Raw genomic sequence first — 15,551 nt, forward strand, 5'->3', positions numbered from 1 at the left:
CGACCAGCGACGCCGCTCACGTGCGGCTTGCGCCTACCCCCGGACCACTTCAGCGTGACCAAGATCACTCGACTCGCGGGTGCGTACTATTCGGGGCATGACGGCGACAGCGACGTCGGCCCGGTCGGACCTCTCCGAGCTGGGACGATCCGAGACCGCTCTGCGGACCTTCCTGCACGGCCTGCCGGGCGTGGACCAGGTCGGCGCGGAGCAGCGGGCGGCACAACTCGGCACCCGATCCATCAAGACCACGGCCAAGGCCGAGGCGATCGACCTGGCGATCCGGATGGTCGACCTGACCACGCTGGAGGGCGCGGACACCCCGGGCAAGGTGCGGGCGCTCGCGGCCAAGGCGGTGCGGCCCGACCCGTCCGATCCGAGCTGCCCGCACGTCGGCGCGGTCTGCGTCTACCCGTCGATGGTCCCGCACGTGGCCGAGGTGCTCGCCGGATCCGGCGTGCACCTGGCCAGCGTGGCGACCGCGTTCCCGTCCGGTCAGGCGCCGCTGGAGGTCAAGCTCGCCGACACCCGGGCCGCCGTCGCGGCCGGCGCCGACGAGATCGACATGGTGATCAACCGGGGCGCGTTCCTGGCCGGGCGCTACTCCGAGGTCCACGACGAGATCGTGGCCACCAAGGAAGCCTGCGGGGACGCGCACCTCAAGGTGATCCTGGAGACCGGCGAGCTGGCCACCTACGACAACGTGCGGCGCGCCTCCTGGCTCGCCATGCTGGCCGGCGGCGACTTCATCAAGACCTCCACCGGCAAGGTCCCGGTCGCGGCCACGCTGCCGGTGACCCTGGTGATGCTGGAGGCGGTCCGCGACTTCCGCGCCGCCACCGGGCGGCAGGTCGGCGTCAAGCCGGCCGGCGGCATCAAGACCACCAAGGACGCGATCAAGTACCTGGTCATGGTCAACGAGACCGTCGGCCCGGACTGGCTCGACCCGGACTGGTTCCGCTTCGGCGCGTCCAGCCTGCTCAACGACCTGCTCATGCAGCGCACCAAGCTGACGACCGGCGTCTACGCCGGTCCCGACTACTTCACCCTGGACTGAACGCGATGTTCGAATACGCACCCGCCCCCGAGTCCCGCTCGGTGGTGGACATCAAGCCCTCGTACGGGCTGTTCGTCGACGGCGCGTTCGTCGACCCCACCGACGGCGGCAGCTTCAAGTCGGTCAACCCGGCCTCCGAGGAGGTCCTGGCCGAGATCGCCGAGGCCGGCAACGAGGACGTGGACCGCGCGGTCCGCGCCGCGCGCCAGGCGTACGAGAAGGTGTGGGGCCCGATGCCGGGCCGGGACCGGGCCAAGTACCTGTTCCGGATCGCCCGGATCATCCAGGAGCGCTCCCGCGAGCTGGCCGTGCTGGAGTCGCTGGACAACGGCAAGCCGATCAAGGAGTCCCGCGACGTCGACCTCCCGCTGGTCGCCGCGCACTTCTTCTACTACGCCGGCTGGGCGGACAAGCTGCCCTACGCCGGCTTCGGCCCCGACCCGAAGCCGCTCGGCGTGGCCGCGCAGGTCATCCCGTGGAACTTCCCGCTGCTCATGCTGGCCTGGAAGATCGCCCCGGCGCTGGCCGCCGGCAACACGGTGGTGCTCAAGCCGGCCGAGACCACCCCGCTGACCGCGCTGCTGTTCGCCGAGATCTGCCAGCAGGCCGACCTGCCGGCCGGCGTGGTCAACATCGTCACCGGCGCCGGCGACACCGGCCGCGCGCTGGTCGAGCACCCGGGCGTGGACAAGGTCGCGTTCACCGGCTCCACCGACGTGGGCAAGGCCATCGCCCGCGCGGTCGCCGGCACCCGCAAGAAGCTCACCCTGGAGCTGGGCGGCAAGGCCGCCAACATCGTCTTCGACGACGCCCCGATCGACCAGGCGGTCGAGGGGATCGTCAACGGCATCTTCTTCAACCAGGGGCACGTCTGCTGCGCCGGGTCCCGGCTGCTGGTCCAGGAGTCGGTCGCCGACCGGGTGCTGGAGTCGCTCAAGCGCCGGATGGCCCAGCTGCGGGTCGGTGACCCGCTGGACAAGAACACCGACATCGGCGCGATCAACTCGGCCGCCCAGCTGGCGAAGATCCGCGAGCTGTCCGAGATCGGCGCCGCCGAGGGGGCGGAGCGCTGGTCGCCGCCGTGCGAGCTGCCCGAGCGCGGCTTCTGGTTCGCGCCGACCATCTTCACCGGGGTCACCCAGGCGCACCGGATCGCCCGCGAGGAGATCTTCGGCCCGGTGCTGTCCGTGCTCACCTTCCGCACCCCGGCGGAGGCCGTCGAGAAGGCCAACAACACGCCGTACGGGCTGTCGGCCGGCATCTGGACCGACAAGGGTTCCCGGATCCTGTGGACCGCCGACCGGCTGCGCGCCGGCGTGGTCTGGGCCAACACGTTCAACAAGTTCGACCCGACCTCGCCGTTCGGCGGCTACAAGGAGTCGGGTTACGGTCGCGAGGGCGGCCGGCACGGGCTGGAGGGGTACCTCAATGTCTGAGCGGGTCGCGGTACGCAAGACGTACAAGCTCTTCATCGGCGGGAAGTTCCCGCGCAGCGAGTCGGGACGGTCGTATCTCGTGCAGGACTCCAACGTGTCGCTGGCCTCCCGCAAGGACGCCCGGGACGCCGTCGTCGCCGCGCGCGCCGCGGTGAAGGGCTGGGCCGGGGCGACCGCGTACAACCGGGGTCAGATCCTCTACCGGGTGGCCGAGATGCTGGAGGGCCGGCGCGACCAGTTCGTCGCGCTCGGCGCCCCGGCCGACGAGGTCGACGCCGCGATCGACCGCTGGGTCTGGTACGCCGGCTGGTCGGACAAGCTCCCCCAGGTCTACGGCGGCGCGAACCCGGTCGCCGGCCCGTACTTCAACCTGTCCGCGCCGGAGCCGACGGGCGTGGTGGCCGCGGTGGCCCCCGAGGCCCCGGCGTTGCTCGGTCTGGTCAGTGTGATCGCCCCGGCGATCGTCACCGGCAACACGGTGGTGGTGGCCGCCTCCCCGGCGGCGCCGCTGGCGGCGGTGACCCTGGCCGAGGTGCTGGCCACCTCCGACCTGCCCGGCGGCGTGGTCAACATCCTGACCGGCCGGCTCGCCGAGACGGTGCCGACGCTGGCCGCGCACATGGACGTCAACGCCGTCGACCTGACCGGTGTCGCCGACGCCGAGCTGGCGGCGGAGCTGGAGGTCAAGGCCGCGGAGAACCTCAAGCGGGTGCTCCGGCCGGCCCCGGCGGACCACGACTGGCACGCCGATCCGGGTCTGACCCGGATGACCACGCTGCTGGAGACCAAGACCGTCTGGCACCCGAAGGGCGTCTGACCCCGGCGCTCCGACCCGCCCTCGATCCCGCCGCAAGATCCACACCAGCTCGCCGAGATGGCCGCATCCCGCCCGGCGGGACAGCACCACTTCGCCGACCTGGTGTGGATCGCGCGGTGAGATCAACACCAGCTCCCCGAGGTGGCCGGGTCCCGCCCCGGTGCGGAGGCCCCTGGGCAGATGCCCGGTGTCTACTACCGGAGGTAGGATTGGTGGGTGACTCGGCTGGGGGACCTTGAGCGTGCGGTGATGGACGTGCTGTGGGACTCGGTCCCGGGCACGTCGGACGGCGTGACCGTGCGCGAGGTCGCCGACGCCCTCGACGGGCGGGAACTGGCCTACACCACGGTGATGACCGTGCTCGACCGGCTCGCCGGAAAGGGCATGGTGCAGCGCGAGCGGGAGGGGCGGGCCTGGCGCTACCGGCCGGCCGCCACCCGTGAGGCGCACATCGCCCAGCTCATGCTCGACGCCCTCGACCTGGGCGGCAGCCGGGACGCGGCGCTGGTGCGCTTCGCCCGCTCGGTCACCGGCACGGAGGCGGACGTGCTCCGCGCCGCGCTGGCCGCCGAGGCGGGACTCACCGACCCGGATCGAGCCGCCGGAGCCGGGCGCACCGAGCCGGACCGGGCCGCCGGAGCCAGGCGCGCCGGGCTGACCGACCGCGTCGAGGATCCGCGGCCCGCCGGGCCGGCGCTCGACGAGGCGACGGACCGGTAGGGCCGCCGCCGTGGCGTACGCCGTGCACTTCGCCGCGACCATCCTGGCCTGCTGGCTGACCGCGCAGGTCCTCGCCGCCGCGCGCTGGACGTGGCGCGCGCCCCGGGTGGCGATCGTCTGCTGGCAGGCGGTCGGGTTGGCGCTCGGGCTCTCCGCGATGGGGCTGCCGATGGCGGTCGGTCTCGCCGCGTACGACCGGCCGACCGGCAGCGCGCTGCTGGCGCTCGCCGACGACCTGGCCCACGGCACGCTGCCGGCCGGTGTGGGCGCGGCGCATCTCAGCCTGGTCGGGGTCGGTTTCGGCATCGGTGCGGTGCTGCTCACCACGACCGTGCGCAGCGTGCACGGCGCGGTGCGGGCGCAGCGCCGGCACCGGGAGCTGCTCACCCTGGTCGCCCGGCGCGACCCGACGATTCCCGGCGCGCTGGTGCTCGACCACCCGAGCGCGGCGGCCTACTGCCTGCCCGGGGTGAAGCCCCGGGTGGTGGTGAGCGCCGGCACGGTCAGTCTGCTCGACCCGGCGGAGCTGGCGGCGGTGCTGACCCACGAGCGGGCACACGCCCAGGAGCGGCACGATCTGGTGCTGCTGCCGTTCACCGCGCTCTGCCGGGCGCTGCCCTGGTTCCGCTGGGTGCGCGACGCGCACGAGCGGGTGGCGCTGCTGGTCGAGATGCGCGCCGACGACAAGGCTCGCGAGCTGCACGCGGAGGAGCCGCTGGCCGGCGCGCTGCGCCGGTTCGCCGCCGCCGGGCACCGGGTCACGCCGGCCGGCACGCTCGGTCTGGGCGACCGTGACCTCGACGTACGGGTGCAGCGGCTGCTGGTCGCGGACCGCCCGCCGCGGGTGCTCGGCGCGACGGCGCTGGCCGTCGCCGGCACGCTGGTGTTCCTGCCGGTCTCCCTCTTCCTGAGCTGAGGCGTCCCCTACGGGGCTTCTCCGGGTGCCGCGCGCCTTATAGGTAGGCAAGCTACGTGTAGGGTTCCTACGACAAGCGAGCCAACCCGTGGGAGACGCGACCATGGACCCCCTGCTCCTCGCCCGCCTGCAGTTCGCCACCACCACCTCGATCCACTTCCTGTTCGTGGTGGTCACGCTCGGCCTGGTCACCCTCCTGGTCGGGCTGCAGACGGCCGGCTACCTGACCGGCAAGCCGGTGTACGAGCGACTGACCCGGTTCTGGGGCCAGCTCTACGTGATCAACTACGTGCTCGGCATCGCCACCGGGATCGTGATGGAGTTCCAGTTCGGGCTGAACTGGAGCGGGCTGTCGCGGTACGTGGGCAACGTGTTCGGCGCGCCGCTGGCCATCGAGACGCTCGTCGCGTTCTTCCTGGAGTCCACGTTCCTCGGCATGTGGATCTTCGGGTGGCACCGGCTCCGGCGCGGCGTGCACCTGGCGCTGCTCTGGGGCGTGGCGCTCACCGCGTACGCCTCGGCGTTCTGGATCATGGTGGCGAACGCCTGGCTCCAGAACCCGGTCGGCTACGAGGTCCGCGACGGCGTCGCCCACCTCACCGACTTCGGCGCACTGCTCACCAACCCCACGTTCGGCATGGCGTTCGGCCACGTCGTCTCGGCCGGCCTGGTCACCGGCGGCCTGCTGATGGCCGCGGTCAGCGCCTGGCACCTGCTCCGGCGTACCCCCGACTTCGCGCTCTTCCGCACCTCGCTGCGGATCGGCCTGGTCACCGCGGCGCTCGCGGTGACCGCTCTCCAGGGCTTCGGCTTCGCCCAGTTCGGCCCGGTCGGGCAGGTCCAGCCCACCAAGTTCGGCGGCGGGCCGGCCCGGGACGCGACGGTGGCCGACTGGACCGCCCGGTTCGGTCCCGGCGACTGGGACCCGCCGGTGCTGTCCAGCGTCGGGCTCGGCTTCATGATCCTGATCGGCTTCGCCCTGGGCTGCGTCTGGCTCCTGCTGCCGCTGCTCTGGCGCGACTGGATCATCCGGCTGCGGTTCCCGCTCTGGTTGGTCCTGCTCGGCCTGCCGCTGCCCTTCGTCGCCGTGCTGCTCGGCTGGATCGCCCGCGAGGTGGGCCGCCAGCCCTGGGTGGCGTACGGGCTGCTGCCCACCGCCCAGGCCGTCTCGCCGGTGTCGCCCGGGCTCATGCTCACCTCGCTGATCGGCTTCAGCCTGCTGCTCGGCACGCTCGCGGTCACCAACTGGACGCTGATGGCCCGGCACGCCGCCCGGGGCGCGCTCGACCCCGCCCTGGGCCGCCCGCCCGCGCCCGACACCGACCCCGACCACCAGCCCGTGTTCGCCTGAGGAGCCCGCCGTGGAACTCGCCTGGTACGCCCTGCTCGGCCTCTTCTTCGCCACCTACCTGGTGCTCGGCGGCTACGACTACGGCGTCGGCCTGCTGCTCGCCCGGCGCGCGGACCAGGCCGCCCGCCGGGCGACGCTCACCGCCGTGGGGCCGTTCTTCCTCGGCAACGAGGTCTGGCTGGTCGCCGCCGTCGGCATCCTGTTCGGCGCCTTCCCCACGCTGGAGGGCGAGCTGCTCTCCGGCTTCTACCCGGCGGTGCTCGGCGCGCTGGCCGGCGTCGTGCTGGTGACCGCCGGGGTGCAGCTGCGCAGCCGGTCGGTCGCCGGCTCCGCCCGCGCCGGCTGGGACCGGGTCGTGGTGGTCGGCAGCGTGCTGGCCGCGCTCGGCTGGGGTGCCCTGCTCGGCGGGCTGCTCCAGGGGGTGCCGCTCACCGCCGACGGGCACGTGGCCGGCGCCGGCCACCTCGTCACCCCGTTCGTGGCCGCCGCCGCGCTCACCGTGCTGGCGCTGGTCGCGCTGCACGGTGCGACCTTCCTCACGCTCCGGCTGCCGGCCGCCGACGCGCCGGCGCTCGCCCGGGTCGCCCGCGGCCTGGTGCCCGCCGCGCTCACCGCGGTCGCCACGGCCACCGTCCTGGGGCTGCTCTCCGACCGGGTACGCGCCGCCGTGGGGCGGCCGGCGGTCGCCGTACTCCTGCCGTTGGCGCTGGTGGCGGCCCTGCTGGTGGCCCGCGCGGCGCTGCGCCGGGGCCGCGCCGGGGTGACCTTCGCAGCGACCGCGACGGCGCTGGCGCTCCCGGCGCCCCTGGTCGGGGCCGCGCTCTGGCCCCGGATCCTGGTCTCCACGACGGACCCGGCGGCCTCGCTCGCGGTCGCCGACGCGGCGGCGAGCCGCCCGACGCTGGCGCTGCTGGGCTGGCTGGTGCTGCCGCTCGTGCCGGCCCTACTAGGCTTTCAGGCGATGTGCTGGTGGGTGTTCCGAGGACGGACCGACGGCCGGGCACCGGTGTACTGGTGAACCGCCGCCCGTTCGACCCGCGTCTGCTGCGTCGGGTCCCCGCGGCCCGGCGCGACCTCGCCGTGCTCGCGGTGCTGGGCGGGCTGACCGCGCTGCTGGTGGTGGCCCAGGCCACCGCCCTGGCCACGCTGCTGGCGACCGCGATCGACGGGCGGCTGCACCGGCCGGCGCTGGCGTGGTTCGTGGCGGCGGTGGCCGCCCGGGCGCTGGTGAGCTGGGCCCAGGGCACGGTGGCGGCGCGGGCCGCGGCCACGGTCAAGGCGGCGCTGCGCGCGGACCTGCTGCGCGCGGTCGGCCGGCACGGCCCCACCTGGGTCGCCGGCCGGCGGGCCGGGCAACTGGCCACCCTGGCCGGGCGAGGGCTGGACGCGCTCGACCCCTACTTCACCGGCTACCTGCCGCAGCTGGTGCTGAGCGTGACGGTGCCGGCGGCGGTGCTGGCCCGGATCGTGTTCGCGGACTGGAGCTCGGCGCTGATCATCGTGCTCACCATCCCGCTCATCCCGATCTTCGGGGCGCTGCTCGGCTGGCAGGCGCAGGCCGCCACCGAGCGGCAGTGGCGGCGGCTGTCGCTGCTCGGCGGGCACTTCCTGGACATGGTGGCCGGGCTGCCCACGCTGCGCGCGTTCGGCCGGGCCCGGGCCCAGGTCGACGTGGTGCGCCGGATGGCCGACGGCCACCGCCAGGCCACCATGAAGACGCTGCGCATCGCGTTCCTGTCCGCGCTGGTGCTGGAGCTGGTCGCCACGCTCTCCGTCGCGCTGGTCGCGGTGCCGGTCGGCATCCGGCTGCTCGGCGGCGGGATCACACTCTCCACCGCGCTGCTCGTGCTGCTGCTCACCCCGGAGGCGTACCTGCCGTTGCGGGCGGCCGGCAGCCGGTTCCACGCCAGCATGGAGGGGCTCACCGCGCTGGACGAGGCGCTCACGCTCTCCGCGACCGACGCGCCGATCGAACCCACCGCCGCCGGGCGCGCGGCCCCGGACGGCCGCGGCGAGATCCGCTTCGAGGGCGTGACCGTCGCGTACGACCGGACGACCGCGCTGCGCGACGTCACGCTGACCATCCGGCCCGGCGACCGGGTGGCCGTCATCGGGCCCAGCGGCGCGGGCAAGAGCACGCTGCTCAACCTGCTGCTCGGCTTCGTCCGCCCGACCAGCGGGCGGATCACCGTCGACGGCGCCGACCTGGCCGAGGTCGACCCGGACGCGTGGCGCCGCGAGCTGGCCTGGGTGCCGCAGCGGGCCCACCTGTTCGCCGGTTCGCTGGCCGACAACATCCGGCTCGGCGCGCCGGACACCCCGGACGACGTGCTGGCCGCCGCGGTGACCGACGCGGCGCTGGACGAGGTGGTCGACGCGCTGCCCGACGGGCTCGACACCCGGCTCGGCGAGCGCGGCCACGGCCTGTCCAGCGGGCAGCGGCAACGCGTCGCGCTGGCCCGGGCGTTCCTCCGGGACGCGCCGGTGGTGCTGCTCGACGAACCGACCGCCCGGCTGGACAGCGCCAGCGAGGCGGTGGTCCTGAGCGCCACCCGGCGGCTGGTCGCCGGCCGGACCGCGCTGCTGGTCGCGCACCGGCCCGCACTGCTGGCCGACGCCGACCGGATCCTGCGCGTCGAGGACGGCCGGGTCACCGAACTCCGCCCGACGACCACCGGCCCGGCGGTGACCCGGTGAGCGCCGGCGACGGCGTGACGCCGGTGGGGCGCGTGCCCGCCGGGCCGACCTCGGTCGCGGCGGAGCCGTCCGGGGCGCCGGAACCGCCGGCGCCCACCCGCCCGGACGCGGAGCGGGTCGTGCTGCGTCTGGCCCGGCCCTACCTGGGCCGCCTGCTCGGGGCCGGGCTGCTCGCCGCGGCGACCGAGTTCGCCGGGCTCGCGCTCATGGCGACCGCGACCTGGCTGCTGATGAGCGCCGCCGGTCGGCCGCCGCTGGACCGGCTGACCGTGGCCATCGTCGCGGTGCGGGCGCTCGCGGTCGGCCGGGGCGTGTTCCGCTACACCGAACGGCTCGCCGGGCACGACGCCGTGCTGCGCATGATCACCGACGTCCGGGCCCGGGTCTTCGCCGCGCTCGCCGCCCGGCGCGAGGGCGTCGACCGGCGCACCGGTGACGCGCTGAGCCGGCTGGTCTCCGACGTGGAGGCGGCCCAGGACCTGCTGCTGCGCGTGCTCGTGCCGGGATCGGCGGCGGCCCTGGTCAGCCTGCTCGCGATCGGGGGCGCGGCACTCATCTCGCCGCCGGCCGCCGGCATGCTCGCGATGGGCCTGCTGGTCGCCGGCGTGGCACTGCCCGCGCTGGCCACCCGGCTCACCCGCCGGGCCGCCGACGAGGTGGCCCCGCTGCGCGGCGCGCTCGCGGTCGACGCGGTCGACCTCACCCACGGCGCCGCCGACCTGGCCGCCTTCGGCGCGACCGACGCCGCCCTGGCCGCCGCCGAGGGGCGGGCCGGGCGACTGGCCCGGCTGGAGCGCCGGCTCGCCGCCGTCGGCTTCGCGGTGGACGCGACCGGCGTGCTGGTGGGCGGCCTCACCGCCGCCGCGGTGGTGGTCGTGGCACTGCGCGCGGGCGTGGGCGGGGTGCTGGTCGGCGTCCTCGCCGTCGGCACGCTGGCCGCCGTCGAGGTGGCGCTCGCCCTGGTCGCGGCGGCCCGGCAACGCACCCAGCTCCGGGCCGGGCTGGCCCGCGTCGCCGACCTGCTCACCGAACCGGCCGTGACGGAACCGGTCGACGTCACGGGACCGGTCGGCGTCACGGAACCGGTCGGCGCGGCGGGGCCCGTCACCGGCGGCCACGACGTGCGGTTCGAGGACGTGACGGTCCGCTACCGGGCCGGAGCCGCACCGGCCCTGGCCGGGTTCGACCTCGACCTGCCGGCCGGCCGCCGGGTGGCCGTGGTCGGCCCGAGCGGCGCCGGCAAGAGCACGCTGGCCGCCGCGCTCACCGGCGCGGTACGCCCCGCCGCCGGCCGGGTCACCGTCGGCGACGTACCGGTGTCCGAGCACCCGGCCGACCGGCTTCCCCGGATCGTCGGCGGCCTGCTCGCCGAGGCGTACGTCTTCCACGCGACGGTGCGGGAGAACCTGCTTCTCGGCCGCCCCGACGCCGGCGAGGCGGACCTGACCGCCGCGGCCCGCGCCGCCGGGCTGCTCGACTGGGTACGCGACCAGCCCGAGGGCTGGGACACCGTGGTCGGCGAGCAGGGCGGGCAGCTCTCCGGCGGCCAGCGGCAGCGACTGGCGCTGGCCCGGGCACTGCTCGCCGCGCCGCCGGTGCTGGTGCTCGACGAGCCGACCGAGGGGCTCGACCCGGCGGCGGCCGACGCGGTGCTCGACTCCGCGCTGGCCGCCACCCCCGCCGGGCACTCGGTGCTGCTGATCAGCCACCGGCTCAGTGGCCTGGCCGGGTTGGACGAGATCCTGGTGCTGGAGGGTGGCCGGGTGGTGCAGCGCGGCCGGCACGAGGAACTGGTGGCGCGCCCGGGCTGGTACCGGGAGCAGTGGCTGCGCCAGGAGGCGGCCGAGCGCGGCTACCTCGCGCTCGCCCCCTGACGCGTTCCGGGGTTTTCCCCGACGCCACCCGCGCCCGCCGGTGGCAGGCTGGTGCCATGCGGGTGGATCAGGGGGCAGGGGTCGAGGGCCGGCTGCGCGAGTTGTCCGGGCGGCTGCACGGGCCGACCCGGCTCAAGGCCGACCTGCTGACCGAGGCGCGGCACGCGCTGGAGGACGCCGTCGAGGCGTACCGGGAGGGGGGTCTGCCGCGGGCGGAGGCCGAGCGGCGGGCGGTGGCCGAGTTCGGCAGCGCCGCCCAGCTCGTGCCCGGCTACCAGGCCGAGCTGGCCGCCGGGGCGCTGCGCGGGTTGGCCCTGCGCACGCTGGCGGTGGCGGTGGTGCTCATGTCCGCCGGCGACCTGACCTGGCGGGGGTCGAGCTGGAGCGCCGGGCCCCGGCCGCCGTCGGGCTACCTGCTGCTCTCCGCCGCGTTGAACGGCATCTGGGCGGTGGTCGCCGGGCTGGCCCTGCTGGGGCTGCTGCTCGGCGCGCTGGCCGCCCGGCGGGGCTCGCCGCGGCTGGTCCGGTCGGCCCGCGCGGTCGGCTTCGGGCTGACCGGTGGGCTGCTGCTCGGCGCGCTCGCCGGGGGCGCCCTGTTCGGCTGGTCGGTGCGCCTCTGGGACGCCGCGCTGACCTGGCCCCCGATGATCGTCGGCGCGGTGGTGGTCTCGGCCGCCTGGTTCGCCCTGGCCCGGGCGGCGCGGTGGTGGCTGCTCAGCAACCGCGTCCCGCGGCCGGCCGGGTGACCCCGGTCAGGCCGGCGCGGTCGGCGGCTCGTCGGCGCCGAGGAACCGGCCGACGGTGGCGCTGAACTCGCGCCAGCCCGCGCGTTCCCCGGCGAGCGCCCGGCCGCCGGCATCGGTGAGCTGGTAGGTGCGTCGTTCCCGGCCGTTGACGGTGCTCCACGTGCTGTCCACCAGCCCGGCCCGCTCCAGTCGGCGCAGCGCCGGATAGATCGTGCCGGTGGGCAGGTCGAGGGTGCCTCCGCTGCGGGCCCGCAGCGCCTCGATGATCGCGTAGCCGTGCAGGGAGCCCCGCTCCAGCACGGCCAGCAGCAGCGCGTCCAGGTGTCCGTGCAGCGCCTGCGCCTTCATGTGTAGCGAGCCTACTTGTCAGGCGCGCGGGACGCCACCGGGGTGCGGCTCCCGGTCGGAACCGGTCGCCCACTAGGGTATGTGCGCAGAGTCACTCGGCGGCGCGACGCCGTCGGGTGGGCAACCGAACGCACACGGAGGTCAGCGTGGCCCGCCAGTCGCCCCAACGGCCCGACGCCGACGAGCCCGAGCTCGACGAGACCGACGCGTCGGCCGCAGCAGACGAGGTCGAGGTCGACCGCCCGGCGGCGGACCGCACGCTCTGGGACGAGGTGCGGATCGACCCGGTGGAGATCGCCCTTCCCGCCGGCACCGGCTTCACGCTCCGGGCCTACCGGACGGCGCGCGAGCTGACCCCGACCGACGTCGCCGAGCGCGACGAGGACGACCCGTTCCTGGCCCGCCGTCAGGTCGTCGAGACCGAGGAGGACGAGGAGGTGGTGATCCTCGACGAGGAGTTCGCCGCCCTCTCCGCCGAGAAGGACGACGAGGACGAGGAGAAGGACGGCGGCCGCGCCGGGGGACGTCGCCGGGGCAAGACCGGCGACGCCGGGGCCGAGACGGACGACGACGAGGCCGAGGAGGCCGAGGCCGAGGACGACGAGGACGACGCGGGCGACGAGGAGGTGCCGGTCTTCCTCAGCCACAAGGGCCGGCTGCTGCTGTTCAAGACCCCCGAGTCGCTTGTCACTTTCATCCGTTCCGGTGCGCCCAACGACCTGTCCCAACTGGACAGCTGGAATGAACTGTCCGAACGGCTGGAACCGGCCGACATCGCCCCGCTGGACGAGGACACCTACGAACTCGACCTGGTGGTGGAGAACCTTCGCGGCGGTCACGACGCCTGGGATCCCGCGCTGCTGATCGAAGCCGGTGAGATCGCCCGTGACCTGTCGTACGCCCTGCGGCTACCGGCCGTGCTCGACATGCTCTCCGCCGGCTCCAGCCTGGACGATCTGGACGAGGCGCTGCGCGCTTCTGTCAATGGCGGAATCGGTGGTTTCCTGGGTCGGCGCCGGCTGAAGAAAATCGGGGCACAAACCGCAAGTTTGGGTTGGCGCACCATTGTCGGCAAGATCTCTGCTGTTGTGGACTGGCGCGACTGACCCGGAGCGGGGAGCATCAGTCTCTGGCAGAACAAGACCTGTGTCCCGGGAGGAGGACGACGCCGTGGCGCTCGTGCGCGTGTACTGCGGTCTGGCCTCGGCAGATCCGGCCGACCGAACGGCTTCGGCCGGAACGACGCTGACGTCCGCTGTGGTCGACGACGCAGGCCGTCTGCTGCACGTCTGTGAGATCGGTGACGAGCCCGCCGGCTACGCCCGGCTGGTCGCGCTGCTGGTGGAGCGGTCCGGTGGGCCGAGTGGGGTGGCGATCGCCGCCGACTCCGACGACCACACCGTCACCTCGCTGCTCAGTGCCGCCGGCCGGCCGCTGGCGATCGCCGACGACGACTCGGTCGACGACTTCGCCGAGCGCTTCGCCGACGACGACTCCCTCGAGGAGATGCAGTCCTCCCCGGTCGAGCGCCGGGCGGTCGGGCTGGCCCGGGCCCTGCAGGCGGGCGCGCTGTCCGCGGTGACCCTCCCGGCGCCGCGCGACCTCGCCGGCTACAAGCAGGTTCTGGCCGCGCACGCGGCACTGGCCAGCGGGCGGCACTCGGCCGCGGTGACGCTGCGCGAGGTCCTCCGCGAGCTCTATCCGGCGGCGCTGCGCGCGTACCCGGATCCCGCCGAGCCGGTCGCCCTGGCCGTGCTCGACGCGCTGCCCGAGCCGGGCATGCTGACCGGCGCGTCCGGTCGCGGCCGCGACGCCGGCGTGGCCGCCGACGCGGTGACTGCGCAGCTGGCCGCCGACGGCCTGGCCGACGCCGACCGGATCGACGAGGCCGTGACCGCGCTGCGCGTCGCCATCTCCGAGACGCCCCGGCGGGCCACTGTCAACCGATCGCTCACCGCCGCCGTCGCCGAGACGGTGCGACAGGCCGTCGCGTCGGTCCGGGCCTGCGACGCCGGCTGCGACGCGCTGGTGGGTGCGCTGGCCGAGCGGGCCGCCCCCGCGCCGGTGGCCGGCCGCCGGGCCGCCGCCCGCCGGGGCGAGCAGGTGGACGAACTGACCCCGACCGTGTCGACCGGGCTGCGTCCGGTGCGCCCGGCCGAACCTGAGCCGACCGTCGAGCACGCCCTCCGGCGGGTCCGCCCCGAGCCGGCCCCCGACACCGTCGAGCCGGGTGGTCGCCGAGCCCGCCCCGAGCCCGTGCCCGGTGGCCGGCGCAGCCGCCCGGAGCCCGTCTCCGGTCCGGCCGCACCGCCGTCGCCCCGACCGCTCGGCCCGCCGCCGGTCGCGCCCGCGCCGGTGGCTCCGCCGCCGGTCGCACCGACCCCGGTCGCCCCGGCGGCGGCGCTGGGTCGGCCGATGTCGGCTCCCCCGAGCCGCCCCGAGCCGACCGGCGCACCCCTGCCGTCGCGGGTGGACGGTCCGACGAACCGACCGATCTCCGCTCCGCCCCCGCCGCCGCCCGGCATCACGCCGATCGCCCCGTCCCAGCGCGGCGCCGTGCCGCCCGCCGACGCCGGCGAGCCGTTCCGCCCGACGCTGACCACCGCCGCGATCAACAAGGCGCGGGCCGAGCGCCAGCGCACGGTGATCCCGCCGCGCCCCAAGACCAACCAGGAGCCGCCGACCGGCGGGTTCAGCGCCACCGACCTGAGCGTTCCGGTGCCGAGCCCGCGCCCCTCCGCGCCGGAACCCGCCCCGCCGGGCTCCCGCGCCAACTGGCCGCTGGTCAACACTGGCGACGACCAGAACGACCGGGAGCGGGAGGCACCCGCCTACCCGTACGGGCGGAGCGTGGACGCGCCGAGCGACCCGGGACGGGTCACCCCGCCGTGGCTCGCCGACGACCTGCCCCAGGAGCCGCCGATGCTGCGCCTGGTGGAGCCGCCGCCGCTCGCCGACCGGGCGCTGCGCAACGAGCTGGACCAGCCGACCGACCCGGGCCTCGACACGCCCCCGCTGCGGCTGGTCGACCCGGCCGACGCCGCGCGTCGGGCACCCCGCGCCGAGCTGCCCCCGCCGTTGGAGCGGCGTCCCGCGCCCAAGGAGCACCGGCCGCCGCCGGTGTCGGACGAGGGCGACGGTGACCTGCTGATCTTCGCGCAGGCCAAGTCGGCCTGGTTCGTCGGGCACGGCGACGAGGCGGACCTGGAGTGGTCGAGCACCGCGGACACCGGGTGGCAGGCCGCCGAGCAGGCCGCCCGCCCGTCGGTGGGCTCGGAGACCAAGGCGGGCCTGCCGAAGCGGGTCCCCCAGGCCAACCTGGTGCCGGGCTCGCCGCTGCGCGAGGAGCGTCCACTGCGGATCGTCCGCAACGCGGCCAGCCTCGCCGAGAACACCACGGGCTACTTCCGGGGTTGGCGTCGCGGTCAGGAGATCGGTGGCTTCGCGGTCGGCGGTCGGCCGGGCCGCGAGGCGGCCGGCGGCTGGGACTTCAGCCGGGACACCGGCGACCGCGACGACGAGCGGGAATACGAATACCGCTCAGCGGGATACCGGTCCTGACCACCACGCCTCGGCGTGTTCCTACCCA

13 protein-coding genes are annotated in these 15,551 nt (G+C 75.3%); 12 read left to right on the forward strand and 1 reads right to left on the reverse strand.

The genetic code is table 11. The features are described from left to right. Positions 1 to 97 precede the first annotated feature (97 nt). The 10 genes from deoC (at position 98) to COO58_RS03035 (ending at position 11,614) form a co-directional block, all read left to right on the forward strand. Positions 98 to 1,057, forward strand: coding sequence for a deoxyribose-phosphate aldolase (deoC, locus tag COO58_RS02990; RefSeq protein ID WP_091582313.1), 960 nt, complete (start codon positions 98 to 100; stop codon positions 1,055 to 1,057). Between the two features lie 5 nt (positions 1,058 to 1,062). Then, on the forward strand, positions 1,063 to 2,493 hold the full coding sequence (locus COO58_RS02995) for an aldehyde dehydrogenase family protein (RefSeq protein WP_098743729.1): 1,431 nt from the start codon (positions 1,063 to 1,065) through the stop codon (positions 2,491 to 2,493). Continuing rightward, complete coding sequence (locus COO58_RS03000) at positions 2,486 to 3,310, forward strand: aldehyde dehydrogenase family protein (RefSeq protein WP_091582320.1); 825 nt, start codon at positions 2,486 to 2,488, stop codon at positions 3,308 to 3,310. Before COO58_RS02995 ends, COO58_RS03000 begins: the two co-directional genes overlap by 8 nt. A gap of 216 nt (positions 3,311 to 3,526) precedes the next feature. Continuing rightward, a complete protein-coding gene (locus COO58_RS03005; RefSeq protein WP_091582323.1) occupies positions 3,527 to 4,030 on the forward strand; it encodes a BlaI/MecI/CopY family transcriptional regulator in 504 nt (167 codons plus the stop codon). Positions 4,031 to 4,040: 10 nt separating this feature from the next. Beyond that, on the forward strand, positions 4,041 to 4,946 hold the full coding sequence (locus COO58_RS03010; RefSeq protein ID WP_098743730.1) for a M56 family metallopeptidase: 906 nt from the start codon (positions 4,041 to 4,043) through the stop codon (positions 4,944 to 4,946). A 103-nt stretch (positions 4,947 to 5,049) separates the two neighbouring features. Further along, on the forward strand, positions 5,050 to 6,297 hold the full coding sequence (locus COO58_RS03015) for a cytochrome ubiquinol oxidase subunit I (protein WP_098743731.1): 1,248 nt from the start codon (positions 5,050 to 5,052) through the stop codon (positions 6,295 to 6,297). Positions 6,298 to 6,307: 10 nt separating this feature from the next. Further along, on the forward strand, positions 6,308 to 7,315 hold the full coding sequence (locus COO58_RS03020; RefSeq protein ID WP_098743732.1) for a cytochrome d ubiquinol oxidase subunit II: 1,008 nt from the start codon (positions 6,308 to 6,310) through the stop codon (positions 7,313 to 7,315). Then, positions 7,312 to 8,994 carry a thiol reductant ABC exporter subunit CydD gene (gene cydD, locus COO58_RS03025; protein ID WP_098743733.1) on the forward strand — a complete coding sequence of 561 codons (1,683 nt, stop codon included), beginning with the start codon at positions 7,312 to 7,314 and terminating at the stop codon, positions 8,992 to 8,994. The genes COO58_RS03020 and cydD overlap by 4 nt, the downstream gene beginning before the upstream one ends. Next, entirely contained in the window at positions 8,991 to 10,868 is a 1,878-nt protein-coding gene (cydC, locus tag COO58_RS03030) for a thiol reductant ABC exporter subunit CydC (RefSeq protein ID WP_098743734.1), read from the forward strand. The genes cydD and cydC overlap by 4 nt, the downstream gene beginning before the upstream one ends. A gap of 56 nt (positions 10,869 to 10,924) precedes the next feature. Next, positions 10,925 to 11,614, forward strand: coding sequence for a permease prefix domain 1-containing protein (locus COO58_RS03035; protein WP_091582340.1), 690 nt, complete (start codon positions 10,925 to 10,927; stop codon positions 11,612 to 11,614). A gap of 6 nt (positions 11,615 to 11,620) precedes the next feature. Here COO58_RS03035 and COO58_RS03040 read toward each other — a convergent pair whose 3' ends face one another. Next, positions 11,621 to 11,962: a PadR family transcriptional regulator gene (locus tag COO58_RS03040; protein WP_091582343.1), complete on the reverse strand. Its 342-nt coding sequence runs from the start codon at positions 11,960 to 11,962 to the stop codon at positions 11,621 to 11,623. Positions 11,963 to 12,078: 116 nt separating this feature from the next. On the opposite strand from COO58_RS03040, the gene COO58_RS03045 reads away from it, so the two are divergent. Together COO58_RS03045 and COO58_RS03050 are read left to right on the forward strand one after the other, a co-directional pair. After that, positions 12,079 to 13,068 carry a DNA primase gene (locus COO58_RS03045; RefSeq protein ID WP_091582347.1) on the forward strand — a complete coding sequence of 330 codons (990 nt, stop codon included), beginning with the start codon at positions 12,079 to 12,081 and terminating at the stop codon, positions 13,066 to 13,068. Between the two features lie 40 nt (positions 13,069 to 13,108). Next, positions 13,109 to 15,523, forward strand: a complete 2,415-nt coding sequence (locus COO58_RS03050; protein ID WP_091582350.1) for a transposase — start codon at positions 13,109 to 13,111, stop codon at positions 15,521 to 15,523. Positions 15,524 to 15,551 lie beyond the last annotated feature (28 nt).

This window comes from Micromonospora sp. WMMA1996 (genome assembly GCF_002573675.1).
GTDB classification, from domain to species: Bacteria; Actinomycetota; Actinomycetes; order Mycobacteriales; family Micromonosporaceae; genus Micromonospora; species Micromonospora sediminicola.